18 protein-coding genes and 1 riboswitch are annotated in these 23,259 nt (G+C 66.8%); of the genes, 2 read left to right on the top strand and 16 right to left on the bottom strand.

Annotated features, from left to right (window positions below):
• Positions 1–137 precede the first annotated feature (137 nt).
• From mdtD to rplM, 4 genes are all read right to left on the bottom strand, one after another.
• Positions 138–1,571, bottom strand: coding sequence for a multidrug transporter subunit MdtD (gene mdtD, locus L1Z78_RS03540; protein ID WP_234640179.1), 1,434 nt, complete (start codon positions 1,569–1,571; stop codon positions 138–140).
• A gap of 108 nt (positions 1,572–1,679) precedes the next feature.
• Positions 1,680–2,051, bottom strand: a complete 372-nt coding sequence (erpA, locus tag L1Z78_RS03535) for an iron-sulfur cluster insertion protein ErpA (protein WP_234640178.1) — start codon at positions 2,049–2,051, stop codon at positions 1,680–1,682.
• Positions 2,052–2,234: 183 nt separating this feature from the next.
• The gene (rpsI, locus tag L1Z78_RS03530; protein ID WP_234640177.1) at positions 2,235–2,627 is read right to left on the bottom strand and encodes a 30S ribosomal protein S9; all 393 of its coding nucleotides are present in this window, start codon (positions 2,625–2,627) and stop codon (positions 2,235–2,237) included.
• 10 nt (positions 2,628–2,637) lie between these two features.
• Complete coding sequence (rplM, locus tag L1Z78_RS03525; protein WP_003059004.1) at positions 2,638–3,066, bottom strand: 50S ribosomal protein L13; 429 nt, start codon at positions 3,064–3,066, stop codon at positions 2,638–2,640.
• 263 nt (positions 3,067–3,329) lie between these two features.
• On the opposite strand from rplM, the gene L1Z78_RS03520 reads away from it, so the two are divergent.
• On the top strand, positions 3,330–4,196 hold the full coding sequence (locus L1Z78_RS03520) for a 23S rRNA (adenine(2030)-N(6))-methyltransferase RlmJ (RefSeq protein WP_234640176.1): 867 nt from the start codon (positions 3,330–3,332) through the stop codon (positions 4,194–4,196).
• 7 nt (positions 4,197–4,203) lie between these two features.
• Here L1Z78_RS03520 and L1Z78_RS03515 read toward each other — a convergent pair whose 3' ends face one another.
• The 11 genes from L1Z78_RS03515 to kdpF all read right to left on the bottom strand — a co-directional run bounded on the left by L1Z78_RS03515 (position 4,204) and on the right by kdpF (position 18,188).
• Entirely contained in the window at positions 4,204–5,079 is an 876-nt protein-coding gene (locus L1Z78_RS03515) for a septal ring lytic transglycosylase RlpA family protein (RefSeq protein ID WP_234640175.1), read from the bottom strand.
• 77 nt (positions 5,080–5,156) lie between these two features.
• Entirely contained in the window at positions 5,157–5,984 is an 828-nt protein-coding gene (gene metF / locus L1Z78_RS03510) for a methylenetetrahydrofolate reductase [NAD(P)H] (RefSeq protein WP_234640174.1), read from the bottom strand.
• 22 nt (positions 5,985–6,006) lie between these two features.
• Complete coding sequence (locus L1Z78_RS03505) at positions 6,007–7,194, bottom strand: TlyA family RNA methyltransferase (protein WP_234640173.1); 1,188 nt, start codon at positions 7,192–7,194, stop codon at positions 6,007–6,009.
• A 176-nt stretch (positions 7,195–7,370) separates the two neighbouring features.
• Positions 7,371–8,801 (bottom strand): adenosylhomocysteinase, encoded by a 1,431-nt coding sequence (gene ahcY, locus L1Z78_RS03500; protein WP_234640172.1) that lies wholly within the window; start codon positions 8,799–8,801, stop codon positions 7,371–7,373.
• 71 nt (positions 8,802–8,872) lie between these two features.
• Positions 8,873–8,956, bottom strand: a riboswitch (S-adenosyl-L-homocysteine riboswitch).
• Between the two features lie 7 nt (positions 8,957–8,963).
• A complete protein-coding gene (locus L1Z78_RS03495) occupies positions 8,964–9,698 on the bottom strand; it encodes a response regulator (protein ID WP_234640171.1) in 735 nt (244 codons plus the stop codon).
• Between the two features lie 10 nt (positions 9,699–9,708).
• Positions 9,709–12,420 (bottom strand): sensor histidine kinase, encoded by a 2,712-nt coding sequence (locus L1Z78_RS03490; protein ID WP_234640170.1) that lies wholly within the window; start codon positions 12,418–12,420, stop codon positions 9,709–9,711.
• 39 nt (positions 12,421–12,459) lie between these two features.
• Complete coding sequence (locus L1Z78_RS03485) at positions 12,460–13,347, bottom strand: TorF family putative porin (protein WP_234640169.1); 888 nt, start codon at positions 13,345–13,347, stop codon at positions 12,460–12,462.
• Positions 13,348–13,409: 62 nt separating this feature from the next.
• Complete coding sequence (gene kdpB / locus L1Z78_RS03480) at positions 13,410–15,494, bottom strand: potassium-transporting ATPase subunit KdpB (RefSeq protein WP_234640168.1); 2,085 nt, start codon at positions 15,492–15,494, stop codon at positions 13,410–13,412.
• Positions 15,495–15,497: 3 nt separating this feature from the next.
• Positions 15,498–16,205: a potassium-transporting ATPase subunit KdpC gene (gene kdpC / locus L1Z78_RS03475; protein WP_234640167.1), complete on the bottom strand. Its 708-nt coding sequence runs from the start codon at positions 16,203–16,205 to the stop codon at positions 15,498–15,500.
• Positions 16,206–16,269: 64 nt separating this feature from the next.
• Positions 16,270–17,976, bottom strand: a complete 1,707-nt coding sequence (gene kdpA / locus L1Z78_RS03470) for a potassium-transporting ATPase subunit KdpA (protein ID WP_234640166.1) — start codon at positions 17,974–17,976, stop codon at positions 16,270–16,272.
• Between the two features lie 113 nt (positions 17,977–18,089).
• Positions 18,090–18,188 carry a K(+)-transporting ATPase subunit F gene (gene kdpF, locus L1Z78_RS03465; RefSeq protein ID WP_234640165.1) on the bottom strand — a complete coding sequence of 33 codons (99 nt, stop codon included), beginning with the start codon at positions 18,186–18,188 and terminating at the stop codon, positions 18,090–18,092.
• Between the two features lie 288 nt (positions 18,189–18,476).
• Between kdpF and L1Z78_RS03460 the strand changes: the two genes are divergently transcribed.
• Positions 18,477–20,102 (top strand): peptide chain release factor 3, encoded by a 1,626-nt coding sequence (locus tag L1Z78_RS03460; protein ID WP_234640164.1) that lies wholly within the window; start codon positions 18,477–18,479, stop codon positions 20,100–20,102.
• A gap of 339 nt (positions 20,103–20,441) precedes the next feature.
• On the opposite strand, the gene L1Z78_RS03455 is transcribed toward L1Z78_RS03460, so the two are convergent.
• Entirely contained in the window at positions 20,442–22,940 is a 2,499-nt protein-coding gene (locus tag L1Z78_RS03455; protein WP_234640163.1) for a DUF7657 domain-containing protein, read from the bottom strand.
• Positions 22,941–23,259 lie beyond the last annotated feature (319 nt).

Below are 23,259 nucleotides of genomic sequence, written 5' to 3'. Positions count from 1 at the left end.
CACACCGCTCCCCCGCCAAGGCGGCGGCTTTCCCGACGGCATACGGCCCATCATCGAGGCCACCTGTGATGCCCATTTCGAAGGGTTACCCGAAGTGGTCTTCTTCTCCAAGAAAACCTGAGGCCTGGCTGCAGGCCTCACTCATGCTCGGCCGGCTCCAGCGGCTTGGGGCGCACGTCCTCATCCTCGCCCAGCTGCGAAAAGATCATGGTCGAGGCCAGCGTCACCGCGCCCATGCAGACGAAGGTGGCGCGGAAGGCGTCGAGTGTCTGCTGCGGCGTATCGCCCCCGAACCACTCGCTGAAGCCGGCCAGCACGGCACCGGCCGCCGCCACGCCCATGCCCATGGCCAGCATCTGCACCATGGACAGCAGGCTGTTGCCGCTGCTGGCGTTGCCTGCATCCAGATCCTTGAGCGTGACGGTGTTCATGGCGGTGAACTGCATGGAATTGGTGGCGCCGAAGATCAGCAGCTGGATGATCACCACCCACAGTGGCAGGGCCGTGGACATGAAGCCGAAGCTGGCGATCATCAGCGACAGCAGCAGGGTGTTGCCCATGAGCACACGGCGGTAGCCGATGCGCTGTATCAACGACGTGGTCTGGCGCTTCATGGCCATGCTGGCCAGCACCGTGGGCAGCATCATCATGCCGGCCTGCATGGGAGAGAAGCCCAGGCAGACCTGCAGCACCAGGGGGATCAGAAAGGGCATGCAGGAGCTGCCCAGGCGCGAGAACAGGTTGCCCAGCAGCCCGACGCGCAGGCTGCGCACGGCGAACAGCTCCGGCGCGAACAGCGGATCGGGCCGGCGCAGCGCATGCAGCCAGTAGGCGGCCAGGCTGGCCAGGCCGAAGATCAGCAGCACGAACACCATGGCGCCGTGGATGCCCTTGCCCGACATGCTGTCCAGCGCCAGCGACACGGCCACCATGCCGAAGGCCAGCAGCACATAGCCCACGCCATCGAAGCGCTTGACGGCAAAGCGCTCGCCCACGGGCATGAAGCGCAGCGTGGCCGCCAGGCCGATCAGGCCCACGGGCACGTTGACCAGGAAGATCCAGTGCCAGCTCACGTACTCGACCATCCAGCCGCCCAACGTCGGCCCGATCAACGGACCGACAAGGCCGGGGATGGCCACGAAGCTCATGGCCTTGAGGAACTGCTCGCGCGGAAACGCGCGCAGCACGGCCAGCCGTCCCACGGGCATGAGCAACGCGCCGCCCATGCCCTGCAACACGCGCGCGGCCACCATCAGGCTCAGGTTGGGGGCGAGCGCGCACAGCACCGAGCCCAGCACGAACAGCCCGATAGCCCACAGATAGACGCGCCGCGTGCCGAAGCGGTCGGCCATCCAGCCCGAGGCAGGGATCAGCATGGCCATGGTCAGCGAATACGCCACGATCACCGACTGCATGCGCAGCGGGCTCTCGCCCAGGGCCTCGGCCATGGTGGGCAACGCGGTATTCACGATGGTGCCGTCCAGCGTCTGCATGAAAAAGCCGATGGCCACCAGCCACAGCAGGATCGAGCGCGAGGAAGAGGTGGAAGCGTTCTTGTCCTCAGGATTCATGGCAATGCAATAGCGCAGGCGTTAAAAAACCGCCGGTGCATCACTGCACGGCGGTTGGCGGTGTGTAGGACGGACTGGGGCGGGCTGCACACCAGTCGCCACGCGGTCTTACACCGAGAAGCTGGAGCCGCAGCCGCAGGTGGTCGTGGCGTTCGGGTTCTTGATCACGAACTGGGCGCCCTGCAGATCTTCCTTGTAGTCGATCTCTGCGCCGACCAGGTACTGGTAGCTCATGGCGTCGATCAGCAGGGACACGCCATTCTTGGTCATGGTGGTGTCGTCGTCGTTGGTGATCTCGTCGAAGGTGAAGCCGTACTGGAAGCCCGAGCAGCCGCCACCCTGCACGAAGACGCGCAGCTTCAGGTCGGGATTGCCCTCCTCGGCGATCAGGTCGGCCACCTTGGCAGCAGCGCTGTCGGTGAAGACGATCGGGGCGGGCATTTCGGTGGTGGTTTCGATGGTTTCGGCAACGGCGCTCATGGGGATACTCCGAAGTGTTCTCAGTTGGTCCGAATGCTACAGCAAAGGGCTCGGGAATTACCGGGGTCTGCCGCTTGACGGCAGTGCAAGTGGGGACATTGCCGTGCCCAGAAAAAAACCGCCGGCGAGGGCGGTTTTCTTCTGGGGAGAGCCCCACGGGGCTCTCCGGCAGTGCCAGGCGGATCAACGCTTGGAGAACTGCTTGGCGCGACGTGCGGAGTGCAGGCCGACCTTCTTGCGCTCGACTTCACGGGCATCGCGCGTCACGAAGCCGGCCTGGCTCAGTGCGGGCTTCAGGGCCGCGTCGTAGTCGATCAGGGCGCGCGTGATGCCGTGGCGGGTTGCGCCGGCCTGGCCGGATTCGCCACCACCGTGGACGTTCACCAGGATGTCGAAAGCTTCCAGGTTGTTCGTCAGCACCAGAGGTTGCTTTGCGATCATGATGGAGGTTTCGCGGCCGAAATACTGCTGAATGTCCTTGCCATTCACAGTGATCTTGCCGGAGCCCTTCTTCAGGAACACGCGGGCGACGCTGGATTTGCGACGGCCGGTGCCATTGTTCCAATCACCAATCATCTAGGCCTCCTTAGATTTCCAGAGCCTTGGGCTGCTGGGCGGTGTGGGGATGCTCTGCACCGCCGTACACCTTGAGCTTCTTGATCATCGCGTAGCCCAGGGGGCCCTTGGGCAGCATGCCCTTGACGGCCTTTTCCAGGGCGCGGCCGGGGAACTTGGCCTGCAGATCGCGGAAGTTGGTGGCAGTGATGCCGCCGGGGAAGCCGGAATGGCGGTAGTACACCTTGTCCAGGTTCTTGGTGCCGGTGACCTTGAGCTTGGAGGCGTTGATGATGACGATGTAGTCGCCGGTGTCAACGTGAGGTGTGTAAATGGCCTTGTGCTTGCCGCGCAGACGGAGTGCCACTTCGCTGGCGACACGTCCGAGCACCTTGTCGGTGGCGTCAATCACAAACCACTCGTGTTGCACCTCAGCGGGCTTTGCGCTGAATGTAGACATGAGTTTTCTCTTTCAAGAAGGTTTGGCGGGCCCTTTTCCGCGGTCGGCGCTTCTTCAAAAAGGAAGCCTCTTAGGCGGGAAGGTAAACTTCGCCGCGGGACCCTAAAATCGCTGCGAAGCCCGCCATTATACAAAATTGGCGCAACCGCACCATCCCCCGATCCGCACGGCACGCCCTCCTCCACCGCGAGACGCCAGCGCCGGGCAACCTTGCAGCCGCCCCGTGCAAGCGCCCGGCCGCGCGGCTGGTTACCATCACGCCTATGTTCAGTTACCGCCACGCCTTCCATGCAGGCAACCACGCCGATGTGCTCAAGCACACGGTGCTGATCGCCACCCTGCAATACCTGCTCCAGAAGGAGGCTGCGCTCACGGTGCTGGACACGCACGCGGGCGCCGGCCTGTACCGCCTGGATGGCGACTACGCCAGCAAGAGCGGCGAGGCCGCCGACGGCATCCTGCGCCTGGCCCAGGAATCCGAGCTGGCCCCGGTGCTGCAGGCCTACCTGGCCATGGTGCGCTCCTTCAACCAGGGCACGCAGCTGCGCAACTACCCGGGTTCGCCCTTCATCATCCAGTCCCTGCTGCGCGTGCAGGAACGCGACAAGCTCAAGGTCTTCGAGCTGCACCCCACCGACATGCGCGCGCTGACCGGCAACATCGCCCAGCTGCAGGCAGGCCGCCAGGTCGCCGTGCTGCACGAGGACGGCTTCGAGGGCGTCAAGAAATTCCTGCCACCGCCCTCGCGCCGCGCCCTGCTGCTGTGCGATCCCAGCTACGAGCTCAAGAGCGACTACGCCAAGGTACTGGACATGGTGGCCGACAGCCTCAAGCGCTTCGCCACCGGCACCTATGCGGTCTGGTACCCCATCATTCCCCGTCCCGAGGCGCACGACCTGCCGCGCCGCCTGAAGACCATGGCCACCAAGGCCGGCAAGAGCTGGCTGAATGCCGAGCTCACGGTCAAGAGCAACAAGACCTCGGAGCGCGGCGGCCTGCCGGCCAGCGGCATGTTCCTGATCAACCCGCCCTACAACCTCAAGGAGCAGCTCAAGCCGGCCATGCCGCAGATGGTCCAGCTGCTGGGCCAGGACGAGAACGCGGCCTTCACCCTCGAATCGGGCGGCTGAACGGCGGTCAGCGCGCGCCCTGCGCCGCTGAAGCAACGGCGGTGGCCGCGGCGGGCGAAGCCGCCGATGCCGCCGGCCTGGCTGGTGCGCGGCTGGCCACGGCCGTGCGCGCCCTGGGTGCGGGCGCCTTGGCCTGGGCCCGCGTGTTGCGACCCTGAGCCCTGGCCTGCGCCTGCCCCCTGGCCTGGGATTGCGCCTTGGCCTGCTGGGCCCTCTTGAGGGATTCGGCCTTCCGGGCCGTGACGCGGGTTTCGGGACACTCCTCCTCGCCTTCATCGAGCTGCCACAGCTCCACGGGCTTGATGCCCAGGCCGACCATGCCCAGCTCCTGGGCAGCGGCCTGGCTCAGGTCGATCACGCGGCCCGGAGCGAAGGGCCCCCGGTCATTGATGCGCACCACCACGGTCTTGCCGGTGGCGGCGCTGCGCACGCACACGCGGCTGCCGAAGGCAAAGCTGCGGTGCGCGGCCGTGAGCTCCTGCTTGTCGAAACGCTCGCCGCTGGCGGTCAGGCGACCATGCAGGCCCGGGCCATACCAGGAGGCCAGGCCTTGCTGGTCGCTGTCGCGCGAGGGCACGAGGGCGAATTCAGGATTGGAGGGCGACTCGGCATCCTCCTGGGAGGTCGCCGGCTCGGAGGGCCTGGCCTCGGCGGCTCTGGCGACGGGCTGCGCCGCCCGCGATGCGCGGCTGCCGCGCTTGCCTGCCGAGGGGACGGCCGATGATGGCACCTGGGCCTCCGTGATCGCCTCGGCATTCGCCATCAGGGCGCCGGACTCGGCATCGCTCTCGGCCACGGGTACCGGCGCGCAGCCGGCCAATGTGGCGGTGATGGCGCACATCGCCAGCCAGCGCCCGGGCAGGCGTCGAAAATCACTTGCCATGGACAAAACCTCCAGGGAACGCCTGACCGTTCCCAGTTTCTAGAGGGCCGCCCGGGGCCGGCGCAGGGGCTGCGCGCTCAAAGGCCCAATCGATCGCAGATTTCCAGCGTGGCGACGCTCTGGTTCATCGTATAGAAGTGCAGCCCGGGAGCGCCCTGGCTGCGCAACTGCTCGCATAGACGGGACACGACATCCAGGCCGAAGGCGCGAATGGACGCCGTGTCATCTCCGTAAGCCTGCAGACGCAGGCGGATCCAGCGCGGGATCTCGGCGCCGCAGGCGTCCGAGAAGCGCATCAGCTGCGTAGAGCTGGTGATGGGCATGATGCCGGGAACGACCGGTACATCAAGCCCCATGCCGCGCGCCGCATCAACGAAACGGCAGTAGGCGTCGGCATTGTAGAAATATTGGGTGATCGCGGAATCCGCGCCAGCGCGCACTTTAGCCGCAAACGCTTCCAGATCGGACTGTGGGGATTTGGCCTGGGGATGGACCTCGGGATAGGCCGCGACCTCGATGTGGAACCAGTCGCCGAACTCGCGGCGGATGAAGGCCACGAGGTCGCTGGCGTAGTGGAACTCGCCGCCCAGGCCATAGCCGCTGGGCAGATCGCCTCGCAGCGCGACGATGCGCCGCACGCCCATGGCCTTGAGCTCGTTCAGCTCGGCACGGACCTTGTCGTGCGTGGCGCCCACGCAGGAGAAATGCGATGCGGCGCTGACGCCTTCGCCCTGGATGTCGCGCACCATGGCGAAGGTGCCGGACTGCGTGGAGCCGCCCGCGCCATAGGTGACGGAGCAGAACTGGGGCTGGCGCGCATAGAGGTTCCTGCGCACCTGCACGTGCTTGACCGCGCCCTCCGCCGTCTTGGTCGGAAAGAACTCGAAACTGATCGGAAAGCTCATGTAAGACTCGCTGCTCGGTGTTTCATTCGTTGCGTTTGCGCAGCTTGGCGCGCCCGGGACCGGGCACGCCGAACTCGGTGCTGGTGTCGATGACGCGCTCGTTGCGCTGCTCGCGCTGCACGGTGCGCGATACGCGCCTGGCGGCGGCCTTCACGGCCGGACGGGGCGCATCCTCGTCCTCGCCTTCGGGCTGCGGCAGCGCCTGCACGACGGCGCCCTGTTGGGCATGCACGAAGAACTCGCGGTTTCCATCGCCGCCTTCGATGGCGGAATCCATCCAGGCCTTGACCTCCAGGCCCAGCTCGGACAGGCAGATGCGGATGCGCTGCTCGACCTCGGCGAACAGCGCCGCATCGCGCACGATGCCGCCCTTGCCCACCTGGCCGGGTTGCAGCTCGAACTGCGGCTTGACCAGCATCAGCAGCTGGCCATGGGGCTTGAGCAGGCGCGTGACGGCCGGCAGCACCAGGGTCAGCGAGATGAAGGAGAGATCACCCGTGACGAAGTCGAACTGCGGCGTGATGTCCACGTCCGCGAACTCGGCGCGGCGGCGGCGCTGGGTGGCCACCGTACCCTCCTCGCGGGCCTTGCCCTTGGCGGCGCGCTCGGCCTTGAAGGCTTCGATCTCGGCCTCCTTGGCGTCGTCGCTGTCGTCATAGTCCTCGTCCACCACACCGCCATTGCGCATCCAGGCATAGGGCGCCACGGGCTGGGTGTCGTTGTCGTCGGGATCTTCCTCCCAGCGCTCGGACAGGACCTCCTCGCAGGCCTCCAGCAGGCCGTCGGCCGTCACATGGCGTGCGTTCAGCCCCTCGACACAGACCACACGCGCATCGGAGCGCAGCCGCTCGTGCAACTGCCCATGGCCCACATCCACGCCGATCACCTGGGCCGCGCCGGCCTGCAGCAGGCAGTCGGTGAAGCCCCCCGTGCTCTGGCCCACGTCCAGGCAGCGCAGCCCGGCCACCGACAGCTTCGTGGCCGCCAGCGCGCCTTCCAGCTTCAGCCCGCCGCGCGAGATGTACTTCGCCTCGGCACCGTCGAGCAGCTGCAGCTCGGCGCCGGCAGGAATCTCGTCGCCATTCTTGGCCACCTTCTTCCACGGCGTCAGCGGCGTCATGCGCCACTGCACCCCGCCCGCGATCAGCCGCTGCGCCTGCGAGCGCGTGGCCGCATGGCCGGCTTCCACCAAAAACACATCTGCGCGCATAGCGTCGCTCCCAACAAATCTCAAAAATCAATGGCGCCAAGCGGCGCCACACCCCAAACTGGCAGAGCCCAACCCAGGGACACCGAGCAAGGGCCGCCCCGCCGCGAGGGTGTCGTCCCCCTCCCTCGCGATAGCGAGTAGAGAGGGGGAAGCGGCGCAAGCCGCTCAGGGGGTGCTCAATACCGATACGTTTCGGGCTTGTAGGGCCCCTGCTTGCTCACGCCGATATAGGCGGCCTGGCTGTCGGTCAGCTCGGTCAGCATGGCGCCGACCTTCTTCAGGTGCAGGCGCGCGACCTTCTCGTCGAGGATCTTGGGCAGCACGTAGACCTTGCCGACCTGGTAGGCGTCGGGCTTGGTGAACAGCTCGATCTGGGCGATGGTCTGGTTGGCGAACGAGGCGCTCATCACGAAGCTGGGATGGCCGGTGGCGCAGCCCAGGTTCACCAGGCGCCCCTTGGCCAGAAGGATGATCTTCTTGCCGTCGGGGAAGGTGATGTGGTCCACCTGGGGCTTGATCTCCTCCCAGTGGTACTTCTCGATGGAGGCGACGTCGATCTCGTTGTCGAAATGGCCGATGTTGCAGACGATGGCCTCGTTCTTCATGGCCACCATGTGCTCGTGGCGGATGATGTCGCGGTTGCCGGTGGTGGTCACGAAGATGTCGGCCTTGTCCGCCGCCCACTCCATGGTCACGACCTTGTAGCCTTCCATGGCGGCCTGCAGTGCGTTGATGGGATCGATCTCGGTGACCCAGACCTGGGCCGACAGCGCGCGCAGAGCCTGGGCGCAGCCCTTGCCCACGTCGCCGTAGCCGGCGACCACGGCGACCTTGCCGGCGATCATCACGTCGGTGGCGCGCTTGATGCCGTCCACCAGCGACTCGCGGCAGCCGTAGAGGTTGTCGAACTTGCTCTTGGTGACGGAGTCGTTGACGTTGATGGCGCGGAACTTCAGCGTGCCCTTGGCCGACATCTCGTTGAGGCGGTGCACGCCGGTCGTGGTCTCTTCGGTCACGCCGATGATGTGGGCGCTCTTGCGCGTGTACCAGGTCGGGTCCTGGGCCAGCTTGGCGCGGATGGCGGCGAAGGCGATCTTCTCTTCCTCGGAGCCGGGGTTGTCCAGCACGGACAGGTCCTTCTCGGCGCGCATCCCCAGGTGCAGCAGCATGGTGGCATCGCCGCCATCGTCCAGGATCATGTTCGGGCCTTCGCCCTCGGTGCCGGCGGCGCCGAATTCGAAGATGCGGTGCGTGTAGTCCCAGTAGTCGGCCAGCGATTCGCCCTTGATGGCGAACACGGGCGTGCCGGAGGCCGCAATGGCGGCGGCAGCGTGGTCCTGGGTGGAGAAGATATTGCACGAAGCCCAGCGCACCTCGGCGCCCAGGGCCTTGAGCGTCTCGATCAGCACGGCCGTCTGGATGGTCATGTGCAGCGAGCCGGCGATGCGCGCGCCCTTGAGCGGCTGGGCGGCGGCGAATTCCTCGCGCGTGGCCATCAGGCCGGGCATTTCGGTCTCGGCGATCAGGATTTCCTTGCGGCCCCAGGCGGCCAGGGAAATGTCGGCGATGGCCGTGTCGGCGGAAACGGGAAGAACAGCAGCGTTCATGGTTTTCTCCAAAAGATGAATGAAAAACCACGTTCTGCGGGAGACGAAAAAAAAGCTCACCGCACAGAAAGCGTGGGCGAGCGTCGTTGCGTAGGGTGCTCCGAGCCTCGCGGCCACGCCTGGGTCAGGGGGCCGCTGCAACGCTCCTCGGAGAGGCGCTGATTATACCGATCCCGCAACGGCCTCGCCGCCCAGGCCGACAAGCCGGTAGCCCACCTGCAGCTCCGTCACCAGATGGCGCGGCTGGGCCGGCTCGTCCTCGACCTTCTGGCGCAGGTTGGCCATGTGCACGCGCAGGTAGTGGGCCCGGTTCAGGTACTCCGGCCCCCAGACCTGCATCAGCAGCTGGCGGTGGGTGAGCACCCGGCCCTGGGCCGCGATCAGCGCCGCCAGCAACCGAAATTCGATGGGGGTGAGGTGCACGGCCTGGCCCGCGCGCCGCACGTCGTGCGTGGCCAGGTCCACCTGCACCTGGCCGAACTGCACCTGGCTGGACGGTGCGGCCGCACCGGCTCCCGCCACCTGCTGGCGCCTGCGCAGCATCACGCGCAGCCGGGCCAGCAGCTCGGGCACGCCGAAGGGCTTGACCAGGTAGTCGTCGGCGCCGGCGTCCAGCGCCGCCACCTTCTCGTCCTCGCGCTCACGCGCGGACAGCACCAGCACAGGCACGGGCGACCAGCCGCGCAACTCGGTGAGGACCTGCTTGCCGTCGGCGTCGGGCAGGCCCAGGTCCAGGATGACCAGGTCGGGCTGGCGGCTCGCGGCCTCGATGAGTCCGCGGCGCGCGCTGTCCGCCTCGAAGACCTGCCAGCCCTCGTCCTCCAGCACCAGGCGCACGAAGCGGCGGATGCCGGGGTCGTCCTCGATCATCAGGATGCGGTTGGTGGGCGTGCTCATGGCAGCGACTCTAATCGAGCTCGGGCTGCTCGGGCACGGGCAGATGCAGCGTGATCACCGTGCCCGGCCCCGGCTGCGCGGCGGCGGCCTCGATGCGGCCGCCGTGGGCCTGCACGATGCTGCGCACCAGGGACAGACCCAGGCCGATGCCCGAGACCGTGGATTCGGCCGTACCGCGCGTGAAGGGCTCGAACAGGGCCTGGGCCGGCAAGTGAGCCGGCAGCCCCGGGCCCGCGTCCCGCACCTGCACCTGCAGCTCGCCGTCCACTTCGCGCGCACTGATGGCCAGCGGCGTGCCGGGCGGCGTGTACTTGGCGGCGTTGTCCAGCAGGTTGACCAGGACACGCTCCATGAGTACGGGGTCTACATGCAGCAGCGGCAGATCGGCGGGCAGGTCGGTGCTGACCGGATGCCGCTGCAGGCGCGCGCGCATCTGGCGCAGCGCGCTGCCCACGATTTCGTCCAGCGGCAGCCATTCGCGCTGCAGGTGCACGCCGCCTTGCTGCAGCCGCGCCATGTCCAGCAGGTTCTCGACCAGGCGCTGCATGGCCTGGGCCTGGGTGCGCACCTGCTCCAGCATGTCGGCCGCGTCCCCCGGCGGCACATGGCGCCGGGCGGCCTCGGCCGCGCCCAGGATGGTGGTCAGCGGCGTGCGCAGGTCGTGCGAGACGGCCGACAGCAGCGTGTTGCGCATGCGCTCGCCCTCCATGGCGACCTGGGTCTGCTGGGCCACGGCCACGAAATGCTGGCGCTCCAGCGCCAGCGCCACCTGGCTGGCGCAGGCGTCGAGCAGCCGCTGCTCCTCGGGCACCTCCAGGCGCCGGGGCTGGCGCAGCTGCAGCACCAGCACGCCGCGCATGCGCACAGGTGCGGCCAGGGGCACATAGCGCGCGGGTGCGGCCGCCAGCGTGTCCGTGCCCTGGCCGGCCGGCTGGCCGTGGTCCATGCACCAGCGCGCAATGCTCTCGTCCATGGCGCAGGCACTGCCCTCCACCCGGCGCAGGCGCTCGCTGTCATCGGGCAGCAGCAGGCCGGCCTGGGCCTCGAAAACGCCCGACACCGTGCGCAGCGCGATGTCGGCCACCTGCTCCTGCGTGAGCGCGCCCGACAGATCGCGCGCCAGCCGCGCCAGGGCGCCCGCGCGCCGCTCGCGCTCGGCCGCCACGCGAGCCTCGTGCCGCAGGCGCGCCATGAGCTGGCCGCAGACCAGGGCCACGCCCAGCATCAGCACGAAGGTGAACAGGTACTGCGTGTCATTGACATGGAAGGAGCCGCGCGGCGGCACGAAGAAATAGTCGAAGCACAGCACCGACAGCAGGGCTGCCCAGGCACCGGGCCCACGCCCCCAGCGCAGCGAGGACAGCACCACGATCAGCAGGAACAGCATGACCACATTGGCCGGATCGAAGATGCGCAGCAGCTGCTCGGCCAGCAGGGTGGCTGCCAGGCAGGCCAGCGTCACGCCCGCATAGCCCTTCCAGGGCCATGGACGGGGGCGCGCCGGCGGTGCCGGCTCGTCGGCGACCGCACCCTGGCCCGGCCGCAGGCCACCGGAGAGCACCAGCACGTCGATGTCGGGATGCAGCCGGGCGATGCGGTCCGGCATGGAGCGCGACCACCAGCGCCAGGGCGACCACAGCGGACGCGGCGACTGGGCCAGCACGAGGCGGCTGGCGTTGCGTTCGCGCGCAAAGGCCACCAGCGCCTCGGCCACGTCGTTGCCGGGCAGGGTGGCCGTCTCCGCGCCCAGGCGCGCGGCCAGGGCCAGGGTGCGCAGCACGGCGGCCTGGGCGCTGCGCGGACGGTGCTGGCGCTCGGGCGCATCCACGTAGACCACCATCCAGTCGGCATCGAGCCGGCGGGCCATGCGCGCCACCTGGCGCACCAGGGCGGCATCGCCAGGACTGCCGGCCACGGCCACGAGCAGGCGTTCGCGCGCCGGCCATACGGCGCCGATGGAACGCTCGCGCCGATAGTCGCGCATGTCCTCGTCCACGCGGTCGGCCGTGCGCCGCAGCGCCAGTTCGCGCAGCGCCAGCAGGTTGCCGCGCCGAAAGAAGTTGCGCGAGGCCCGCTCGGCCTGCTCCAGCATGTAGACCTTGCCGTCCTTGAGGCGGCGCAGCAGCTCGTCGGGGGAGATGTCGACGATGATGACCTCGTCGGCATCGTCGAAGACCTGGTCGGGCACGGTCTCGCGCACCGTGATGCCGACGATGCCGCCGACCACGTCGTTCAGGCTTTCCAGGTGCTGGACGTTGAGCGTGGTCCAGACATCGATGCCCGCGTCCAGCAGCTCCTGCACGTCCTGCCAGCGCTTGGGATGGCGCGAGCCCGGCGCGTTGCTGTGCGCCAGCTCGTCCAGCAGCAGCACGCGCGGATGGCGCGCCAGCGCGGCGTCGAGGTCGAACTCGCGCAGCACGCGCCCCTGGTGCGGCAGCTCCCGCAGGGGCAACTGTTCCAGGCCATGCAGCTGCTGCGCCGTCTCCTTGCGACCATGGGTTTCCACGAGTCCCACCAGAACCTCGCGGCCCGCATGGCGTTCGCGCTGTGCGGCGGCCAGCATGGCATAGGTCTTGCCGACCCCGGCGTTCGATCCGAAGTAGATGCGCAGCTTGCCGCGCAGCGCCTGTTCCTGCTCCTGGCGCAGCCGCGCGACCAGGGCATCCGGATCAGGACGGGCCGCGCCAGGGACAGGCGGCTCGGAAGTGGCGGGAATGGGCATGGCCTCAGACTAGCACCAGAACAGGGATCCGGTCGCGCTTCAGAACGCGGTCGACAACGACAGCACCCAGCCGCTGCGGCCCAGGCTCTGCATCTGCCCGGCGGCGTTGGCAGCGCGGTAGTAGCGCGCATCGGCCGAGGTCGTGGCCCAGGCCAGCGTGGCGGTCCAGGCCCCCCAGCTGCGGGCCAGCGAGACGCGCCAGTCGGCGTACGACAGTTCGCCGTAATTGCGCACATCGGTGTAGCCCGCGTGCAGGCCCAGCGTGGCCCAGTCGCCCAGCGGGTGCTGGTAGTTGAGGTCCAGGTAGCTGCTGCCGCGCGAGCTGCCGCGCGCGGCCAGCGGCTCGGCGAAGGCCACGCCCGCCGTGCTGCCGCGCAGCCCGAAATACGGCGTCAGGGCCAGCGACCATCGGGCGTTGAATCCCCCGTGGCTCAGGCCCAGGTAGGCCTCGGTCGTGTCGTAGCGGACTGCGGGACCGTCCGCCCGCGGAATGCGCGCACCCGGGTAGTTGTAGTGCAGCAGGCCGATGTCGCCGGTCCAGCCCGGCGCCAGTTCGGTGCGCCAGCCACCGTACAGGTCCAGTTCCAGCGCCCGTCCGTCGAGATAGCTGTGCCGTGAAACACTGGAACCGGACAGGCCCAGATAGCCGCCGCGCGGCAGCGACAGCTCCAGCCCGCCCTGCAGCGCCGGCCCCATCCAGCTTTGCGAGATGCCGCGAAAGCGGTAGTCGCTGAGCAGCGCCACGCTGCCGGTGAGGCCGTAGGCCGGGGCGGAAGACTGCGGGACCTCCCGAGGCTCCTGGGGCAGGACGGTGGAGGAATGGACCGGGGAAGTCTCGGCCTGCGCATGGCAGGAGGCGCCCGCCAGCGACAGCAGCGCGGCCAGGGAACAACGGGACAGGAAGGAAGAGGCGATTGCGGATGTCATCTTGTTTTCGGGTTCGAAGAGGCGGGGCCCGCCCGGGCCGGGCGGGTACCCCGGGCAAAGGATCAGGCCAGGCCCAGGGCCACCAGCAGCATGTCGATCAGCTTGATGCCGATGAAGGGCACGACCAGTCCGCCCAGGCCATAGATCAGCAGGTTGCGGCTCAGCAGCGCGGCGGCGCCCACGGCCCGGTAGGGCACGCCACGCAGGGCCAGCGGGATCAGCACGATGATGATCAGCGCGTTGAAGATCACGGCGCTGAGGATGGCCGACCCGGGACTGGCCAGCCCCATGACGTTGAGCGCGGCCAGTTGCGGATAGGTGCCCACGAAGGCGGCCGGGATGATGGCGAAGTACTTGGCCACGTCGTTGGCCACGCTGAAGGTGGTCAGCGCGCCGCGCGTCATCAGCATCTGCTTGCCGGTCTCCACGACCTCGATGAGCTTGGTGGGGTTGCTGTCCAGGTCCACCATGTTCCCGGCTTCCTTGGCCGCCTGGGTGCCGCTGTTCATGGCCACGGCCACATCGGCCTGTGCCAGGGCGGGCGCATCATTGGTGCCGTCGCCCGTCATGGCCACCAGCCGGCCGGCCGCCTGGTGCTCGCGGATCAGGCGCAGCTTGTCCTCGGGCGTGGCCTCGGCCAGGTAGTCGTCCACGCCGGCCTCGGCGGCGATGGCGGCTGCCGTCAGCGGGTTGTCGCCCGTGATCATCACGGTCTTGATGCCCATGCGGCGCAGCTCGGCGAAACGCTCGCGGATGCCGTGCTTGACCACGTCCTTGAGCTCGATCACGCCCAGCACGCGGGCGCCGTCGGCCACGACCAGCGGCGTGCTGCCGCGCCGGGACACTTCCTCGACCACCTTGAGCATGGCGGCCGGGAACTGGCCACCCAGGGCTTCGACATGGCGGCGCACGGCGTCGGCAGCCCCCTTGCGCAGGCTGCGCGTACCTCCGTCGGGCTGGGGCATGTCCACGCCGCTCATGCGCGTCTGGGCCGTGAAGGGCACGAAGACCGCGTGCAGGGCCGCCAGGTCGCGCTCGCGCAGGCCGTGCATTTCCTTGGCCAGCACGACCACGCTGCGGCCCTCGGGCGTCTCGTCGGCCAGCGAGGCCAACTGGGCCGCATCGACCAGCTGCGCGGCCGTCACGCCGGGCGCGGGCAGGAATTCGCTGGCCTGGCGGTTGCCCAGCGTGATGGTGCCGGTCTTGTCCAGCAGCAGCACGTCCACGTCGCCGGCCGCCTCCACGGCGCGGCCCGAGGTGGCGATCACATTGGCCTGCATCATGCGACTCATGCCCGCCACGCCGATGGCCGACAGCAGGCCGCCGATGGTGGTCGGAATCAGGCACACCAGCAAGGCCACCAGCACGGTCAGTCCCACGACCTGGCCGCTGCCCGTCAGCGCCACGGCAAAGGACGAGTAAGGCCGCAGCGTCACGATGACCAGCAGGAACAGCAGCGTCAGCCCGACCAGCAGGATGGTCAGCGCCAGCTCGTTGGGCGTCTTGCTGCGGCGGGCCGACTCCACCATGGAGATCATGCGGTCCAGGAAGGATTCGCCGGGGTTGACCGTGATCTGCACCACCAGCCAGTCCGACAGCACCCGCGTGCCGCCTGTCACCGACGAGAAGTCGCCCCCGGCCTCGCGGATCACCGGGGCCGATTCGCCCGTGATGGCGCTCTCGTCGACCGAGGCCACGCCCTCGATGACCGTGCCGTCCAGCGGGACGGTGTCGCCCGCCTCGACCAGCACCCACATGCCCGAGCGCAGGTCCTCGGCGCCCACGGGATGCCAGCGACTCTGGTAGGTAGGCTGCTCCATCTTCTTGGCCATGGTGCTGCGCTTCATGCTGCGCAGGCTGGCGGCCTGTGCGCGGCTGCGCCCCTCGGCCAGGGCCTCCGCGAAATTGGCGAACAGCACGGTGAACCACAGCCACAGCGCGATGGCCAGGATGAAGTCCGCAGGCGCCTCGCCCTCACCCGCCAGGGCCTGGGCCCACAGCAGGCTGGTGAAGATGGCGCCCAGATAGACCACGAACATCACCGGATTGCGCCATTGCGCACTCGGCGCCAGCTTGCAGAAGGCATCACGCAGGGCATCGCGCACCAGCGACGGATCGAACAGCGACAGGGAAGTTTTGCGCGACATGGCTTACTCCTTCACGGCCGTTGCGGCGGGCTGCGCCGTCACGGCCGACACGTCGTCCAGCGCCAGGTTCAGCCGCAGCACATTCACGCGCGGCTCGCCCAGCAGGCCCAGCACGCGGGGTTCGATCTGCTGGCGCAGCAGTGCCTGCACCTGGGCCGCGGGCAATTGGCGCTCACGCGCCACGCGCGGCAACTGAAGCTCGGCGTTGGCCACCGAGATGTGCGGATCCAGCCCCGAGGCCGAGGCCGTGACCGCATCCACCGGCACGGCGGCATCGGCCGCAAGGCCGTTGAGCGCGCGGTAGGCGGCCACGCGCTCGGCCACGCTGTCCACCAGCGCCCCGTTGGTCGCACCCTGGTTGGTGGCGGCCGACAGCGCGGCGTTGTAGGGCGATGCCACCGTGGCATCGGCCTTGTCGGGGTCGGGCGCCGAGGTGGCGCTGGGCCGGCCCTGGAAATAGCGCGGCGAGGCGAACTCCTGCCCCAGCAGGGCCGAGCCCACGACCTGGCCCTGGCGCACCACCAGGCTGCCATTGGCGGCCTTGGGAAACGCGGCCTGGGCCACGAGCGTGGTCACCAGCGGATAGGCCAGCCCCGTGACCAGGGCGACGAACAGCGCGCAGCGCACGCTGGGGCCCAGCAGCGCGGACCACCGGGTGTTTTCTTGGGTGCCGGCCACGAGGCGGCCGGCCGTGCTTGTATGAACATTCATGTCTGTAACCTCCGCCGCGCAGTACCCGTGAACCGGGCCGCGCGGGCTTGGGAAGGATGTGAACTCAGCGATAGACCTGGCCCGACAGCATCTGCAGCTGCTCGACCACCGGCCCCAGGGCCAGCGAAGGCAGGAAGGTCAGCCCGCCGACCACGACCACGACGAAGACCAGCAGCCCCATGAACAGCGGCGTGGCCGTCGGGAAGGTGCCGGGGCCCGCGGGCACCGTGGGCTTGGCCGCCAGGCTGCCGGCCAGGGCCAGCATGGGCAGCAGCGTCAGATAGCGGCCCGCCAGCATGGCCAGGCCGATGGTGGTGTTGAAGAACGGCGTGTTCGCGTTCAGGCCGGCGAAGGCCGAGCCGTTGTTGGCCGTTCCCGAGGCATAGGCGTAGAGCACCTCGGAGAAGCCATGCGGCCCGCGATTGGCCAGGCTGGCCACGGTGTCCGGCCACACGGCGGCCAGCGCCGTGAAGCCCAGGATGGAGATGGGGTGCGCCATCACGGCCAGCATCACCAGCTTGATCTCGCGCGCCTCGATCTTCTTGCCCAGGAACTCCGGCGTGCGGCCGATCATCATCCCCGCCAGGAACACCGTGAGGATGGCGTACTGCAACAGGTTGATCAGGCCCACGCCATCACCGCCGAACACGCAGTTGATCATCATCTGGGCCAGCGGCACCAGCCCGCCCAGCGGCGTCAGCGAATCATGCATGGCATTGACCGAGCCCGTGGTCGCGGCCGTGGTCGTGGCCACGAACAGCGCCGTGTCGACAATGCCGAAGCGCAGCTCCTTGCCCTCCATGTTGCCGCCCGGCTGTGTGGCGCTGACCTGCTGGTCGGCGCCCGCAGCCGTGAGCAGCGGATTGCCGGCCTGCTCGGCCGTGAACGCCAGCGCGAGAAAGCCCGCGAACATCACCAGGCAGGCACCGAACAGTACCCAGCCCTGGCGCCGGCGCAGCAGCATGGAGCCGAAGGCATAGGTCAGCGCCGACGGGATCAGCAGCATGGACAGGATATGGATCGCATTGGTCAGCGGCGTCGGATTCTCGAACGGATGGGCCGCGTTCATGCCGAAGAAGCCCCCGCCGTTCGTGCCGATGTGCTTGATGCTCTCCAGGCTGGCCACGGGGCCCGTCAGGATCTGCTGGCGCGCGCCCTCCAGCGTCGTCGCCCAGGCCTGGGCGTCCAGCGTCTGCGGCACGCCCTGCCACACATAGACCAAGGCCACCACGAAGCTCAGCGGCAGCATCACGCGCCACAGCACGCGCACATAGTCCACCCAGTAGTTGCCCAGGTCCGACGCGCTGGCGCGCGCCAGGCCCCGGATGAAGCCTGCCGCGGCGACCACGCCGGTGGTCGCGCCCGCGAACATCATGAAGGTGATGGCCACCATCTGCGTGGCGTTGGACAGGCTGCTCTCGCCCGAATACGCCTGCCAGTTGGTATTGGTCACGAAGGACGCGGCCGTGTTGAAGGCCAGGTCCGGCGACTGCGCCGCATTGCCCAGCGCGTTGAGCGGCATCCAGCCTTGCAGGCGCAGCAGCGCATAGCCCAGCAGCAGCATGGCGCCGTTGGACAGCAGCAGCGCCGCGCCGTAGCGCTGCCACCCCATGCGCTCGGACGCATCCACGCCCAGGGCGCGCAGGCTCAGCCTCTCCATCCAGGCGTGGTGCTCGCTCGTGAAGCAGCGCGCCAGCCATTGCCCCATGGGCACGGCCAGCGCCGTCATCACCAGCAGCATCAGCGCAAATTCCAACCAGGGTAACCACATGGCAGTCTCCTTTGCGCAATCACACGCGGCCCAGCGCCGCCACGAAGGCCAGCAGGCCCGCGAAGCAGCCCAGGCTCAGGGCGACAAAGATCAGGTCTTGCATCTGCGCCACCTCAGAACTGCTCGGGCCGCAGCAAGGCGTATCCCAGGTAGACAAACAGGGCCAGAGCGCCAACGGCGCCCAGCCAGCCGGTGATTTCAGTGAGGGTCATAGGGATTTCTCCCGCATCGGCACCGCCTGGCGGCACCTGTTGTTGCGATGGGGAAAACTCTAGGGCCGGGGCCGTCAAAGGCGGGTTGAGATTGGGGCATGCCGTATCAAGACGGCATCAAGAAAGCCGGGCATTGGCTTGCATCCCTGTTCACCGATATTCCCGGTGCGAAAGTAGAATGGCGGCCATTTGCGGCCTCGCCTGGCTCCAGGCTCACTGGCCGCCCGCGACAGACATTGCGTCTCCCTTTCCTGGCAGGCCCTGCCCTGCCCTTGTGCCTTCAATACTGTGTCATACGCCTCTGAAACCCGGCGCCGCCGGACCTTTGCCATCATTTCCCACCCGGACGCGGGCAAGACCACGCTGACGGAAAAGCTGCTGCTGTTCTCGGGCGCCATCCAGATCGCCGGCGCCGTCAAGGGCCGCAAGGCCAGCCGCCACGCCACGTCGGACTGGATGGAAATCGAAAAGCAGCGCGGCATCTCGGTGGCCAGCTCGGTCATGCAGATGAGCTACCGCGACCATGTGGTCAACCTGCTCGACACCCCTGGCCACAAGGACTTCTCGGAAGACACCTACCGCGTGCTCACGGCCGTGGACTCGGCGCTGATGGTCATCGATGCCGCCAACGGCGTGGAATCGCAGACCCGCCGCCTGATCGAGGTCTGCCGCCAGCGCGACACACCCATCATCACCTTCGTCAACAAGATGGACCGCGAAGTGCGCGATCCGCTGGACATCCTGGACGAGGTCGAGCGCGAGCTGGGCATGCCCTGCTGCCCCGTCACCTGGCCCGTGGGCCAGGGCAAGCAGTTCGGCGGCATCATCAACCTGCTCACGCAGACCATGACGGTGTTCCAGCCCGGCAGCGAGCGCCGCCCGCAGGACTTCGAGGCCATCCCGCTGGCCGAGTCCGACAAGCTGCGCGCGCGCTTCGGCCAGGCCTTCGACGATGCGCTCGAAAGCATGGAGCTGGCCCAGGGCGCCTCGGCCCCCTGGGACCATGAAGCTTTCCTTGCCGGCAAGCTCACGCCCGTGTTCTTCGGCTCGGGTGTGAACAACTTCGGCGTGATGGAAGTGCTGGACGCCGTGGTCGACATGTCGCCCCCGCCCGGCCCGCGCAAGAGCTCGCTGCTGGTCAACAAGCAGCCCGTGGAAAAAGTCATCCAGCCCGAGGACGAAGGCTTCTCCGGCGTGGTCTTCAAGGTCCAGGCCAACATGGACGCCAACCACCGCGACCGCATCGCCTTCGTGCGCGTGGCCTCGGGCAAGTACACCCCCGGCATGAAGATGAAGGTGCAGCGCACGGCCAAGGAGCTGCGCCCCACCTCCGTCGTGACCTTCATGAGCCAGCGCCGCGAGGCCGTGGAAGAGGCCTATGCGGGCGACATCATCGGCTTCACCACGCATGGCGGCGTGCAGCTGGGCGACACCATCACCGACGGTGCAAGCCTGCAGTTCACGGGCCTGCCCTTCTTCGCCCCGGAAATGTTCATGACCGTGGTGCTCAGGAACCCGCTGCGAACCAAGCAGCTGCAGCAGGGCCTGATGCAACTGGGCGAGGAAGGCGCCATCCAGGTCTTCAAGCCCGAGGCCGGCGGCAACATGCTGCTGGGCGCCGTGGGCCAGCTGCAGTTCGAAGTCGTGCAGCACCGGCTGAACACCGAGTACGACTGCGACGTGCGCCTGGAAGGCTGCCAGTACACGGGAGCGCGCTGGATCACGGCCGACTCCCCGGCCGAGCTGCGCGAATTCGAGAACGCCTACCCGCTACGCATGGCGCGCGATGCGGCCGACACGCTGGCCTACCTGTGCACCTCTCCGTATGACGTGCGTCTGGCGCAGGAGCGGTTTCCGAAGATCCATTTCCATCCGCTGCGCGAGCATGCGGGGTTGGCGTTGCAGTCCAGCTAACGAGGCCAGGGCGCATTGCCGCGCCGCAGCACCGGTATTGAACGCAACAATCCGCCTGCCGGGCCATCGTCCAAGGCGAAGCCGGGGGGGGACATCCCCGGTTTTTGCCGCCCAGTGGCAAAGAAAAACCCACCAAATGCCTATAACAAGGCAGGTGAGCACCCAATTTGCCCGATGAGGCATGAAGCAGTTCTGCGTGTCCACCGCGCAGAAGCACCTGCCACGTCCAGCAGTATCTGATCCATCCAGCGGCAGGCCGGCTCCGGGGCGGGAAATGCAAGCCAGCAGATTCTCTTCGAAGTGCACAGTGCCCTACTCCGCGCCTGGAAGATGAATCCTTCAATCCTCGCCCTTGACTGAGAACCAGTGCATACCCCGGTATTCACCCAGCCACCTCACTGAGGGGTTGGAACGCAGCTCCTTTTCCTGCGATGCCAGAACGGCAACCCGCTGCGCACCTGTTTTCGAAAAATCGAATCGCTGTGGATGAATATCAACACGCACATAATCCAATGAGGCAGCCGTTGCCTTGTATCCAGCAGACTCTTGTGTTTTTGAATTAATGTAAAAACCAAGATGCTGATATCTATTGACAGCACTCCACTGATCTTCAGGAAGCTCCATTTTCACCCAAAATTCCTTGTGAGGATAATAGAGCACGCCATTTGCAATGGGAAAACCTGCCGCCGCCAATATTTGCGGACCGATCCCATCTCCATTGAGGACCAGGGTTCTCAGGTGCCGGCCATTGGAATCCATCACATACGGACGGTTTCCTTCGGCCAGGGTAATACTCTTGGGAGCCCTGGACACGGGATTGAAAGTCAAAGTGGCCAGCAGATGCACGGCGATCAGCATGGATACGGCCGCCGCGACCCGCCCCCTCAGCATCCACCAGCACATCGTAGCCCCGACAACAGCCATCGCCGTCGTATAGACCCAGCTACCTTGCGGCATGAACGCCAGAGGCGTATGCGAAAGCATCCAGACAATCAGCAGCGTACTGCCGACGGTGGCCAACGCCGGAACAAGCCAACTCTGCCATGCGCCGAGCCTTGACGGCATGTCCACGCGAGCAGGCCCTGCCGTCAGGGCGATCAGCAGGATGGCAGCCAGCCCCATACCCACATCCATGCGGGTGGTGGGCATGTTGCCCCACAGGCTGTACTTGGCCAGCCAGATGGGCACTCCGACAAATGCATAGATCCAGTAACAGGCGATAAAGGCTGCGCAAGCGGTCACGGCCCAGCGCCGCTCCTGACGTTTGACCAGATGCCCCACGCACAGCACGGCCAGCATCAGTGGCAGCAAAAAGTAGGAGCTTGCCGAGGACTCGTCCGTGTGCGACCCCGGTGTATGCGTGACAACCTCCGCATTGTTGTATCCCCGCAGATGCCACAGCCAATCCAGATCGCCACCAGGCATGGCCCCTCGCCTGCCCGGGTATTCCGTGGCCTTCATCAGTGCCACCGCATCATGGGTATCCATCCACCAGCTGCCCAGCAACGCGGCCGCAACCACTGCTGCAGCGAGTACCCCGAGAACCTGGGGCCACCCCCAGTGCAACTGGCTGCGGTGATCGACACACCACCCCACCCCCATGAAAAACAGCAAGCTGCCAACGATGATGAGCCAGGTCGGATAAAGCACGAGGAACCAGCATGCCAACAGCCAGCCGAGTACAACCCCCAGCAGCAGGCCACGCCAGCGCTGAGGTGTCTGCACCAGCTTGCATGCCAGCACAAAGCCCAGTGCGGGGAACAGCGTCGCGTACAAAGGCCAGTTGGACCAGGCTGCTGCATAGGGCGCCACGCAAAAAGCGAATGACAAGGCCAGATTGAGCCCACGTCTGTCCGGCCGAAACACATTGAGCAACAACCAGACCGCCAGCAGTCCCCCCCAAAATGGCAGTTGCCATTGCCAGCTCATGGCCTGACGCAACGGCAGGAAGAAGTATCCCCAGGTTGCCGGCTTCGCCAAGGCTGCCCACTGCAGGACAGGAGCACCCGTCATGCCGATGACCCCCATATTCTGGCCACCCAGCCCGATGTTTTCATTCACGACCGGGAACTTCGGTTCATGGTTTACCTGTGCCAGAACATTTGGCATCAGGACTCCCCACTCATCCCCTCGGATCGGACGCTGGTCGAACAGCTTCGCCTGACTGCCTTTGAAGTCCACAAAACTGTGCCCCACCGGACTTCCCGACACCAGCAGGCCAACGGAACTGCCTGTGACGCCAAAGGTCACCAGAACACCAAGAATTCCCACGATCAACAGATAGCCGCCCCGGCCCTCTGTCCATAGCCTCAGCTTGCCCGCCAAGGCAGTGCGTCCCACACGTCCAAAACGGATGACCAAAGCAACGGCCAAGACGATTCCCAGCGCCCACCAGTGGCTTTTTCTTATTTTCTTCACAACGATTTCAGAAGGCTCCCCCTGGACACTTCGCAGAGCAGCATGCTGTCCATCAGGGTAGGCCACCTCCACACGGATCGGGTGCACACCACCCGGAATACCTCCAGGCAAGCTCACCACCCAGTCAAAACCCACCCCAACCTGCCCCCCCGTGAAGGGACTGTCCGCCGTGATTCCCTCCCTGGGCGTCCAGACCAGATCCTGGGACTGGAACTCATTGCCCATGAAGGAAAGCTTGAATACCGGCGGAGTCTTTCCATCCTTGCCAGCAAGCACCCATCCGCGAAGCGCCAGTTGCTTGGCGGACGGGTCAAATGTCCATGCCTCCAGTGCACCGAAAGTTTTGGGCTGCTTTGGCACCTCAGCCTGTGCCCCCCAGGAGACACATAAGAAAATGAGCGCGAAAAGTAAGCGAAACATCAGTATTGAAACAATTTATGAAGACGCCGCATTGGACACTTACCGGATCAACGACAACCGGGGTCTTCCAGGAAACCCCGAATCTACCTGACTCTGGCCGCACCCCAAGCAACTAAAACCGCCGTAAGGCACTGGATAGCGGCAGCCCCACCCGCCTGCCTGGATTTCACACAGAACACACACCCATCCGGCCCCCGTCCAGCATCGGGTACCCTGGAAAGTTAGCCACAAGGGTGCAGCCAACTGCCGCCGCAGCCCCGACAGCAGTACGATGGCACGTTTGCACACAGCGACTGCAATAATCGGCCCGGGCAGCATC

This window comes from Delftia tsuruhatensis (genome assembly GCF_903815225.1).
GTDB classification, from domain to species: Bacteria; Pseudomonadota; Gammaproteobacteria; order Burkholderiales; family Burkholderiaceae_C; genus Comamonas; species Comamonas tsuruhatensis_A.
Note: the sequence above shows the minus strand (reverse complement) of the source record. Positions and strands in the feature narration are given on the sequence as shown.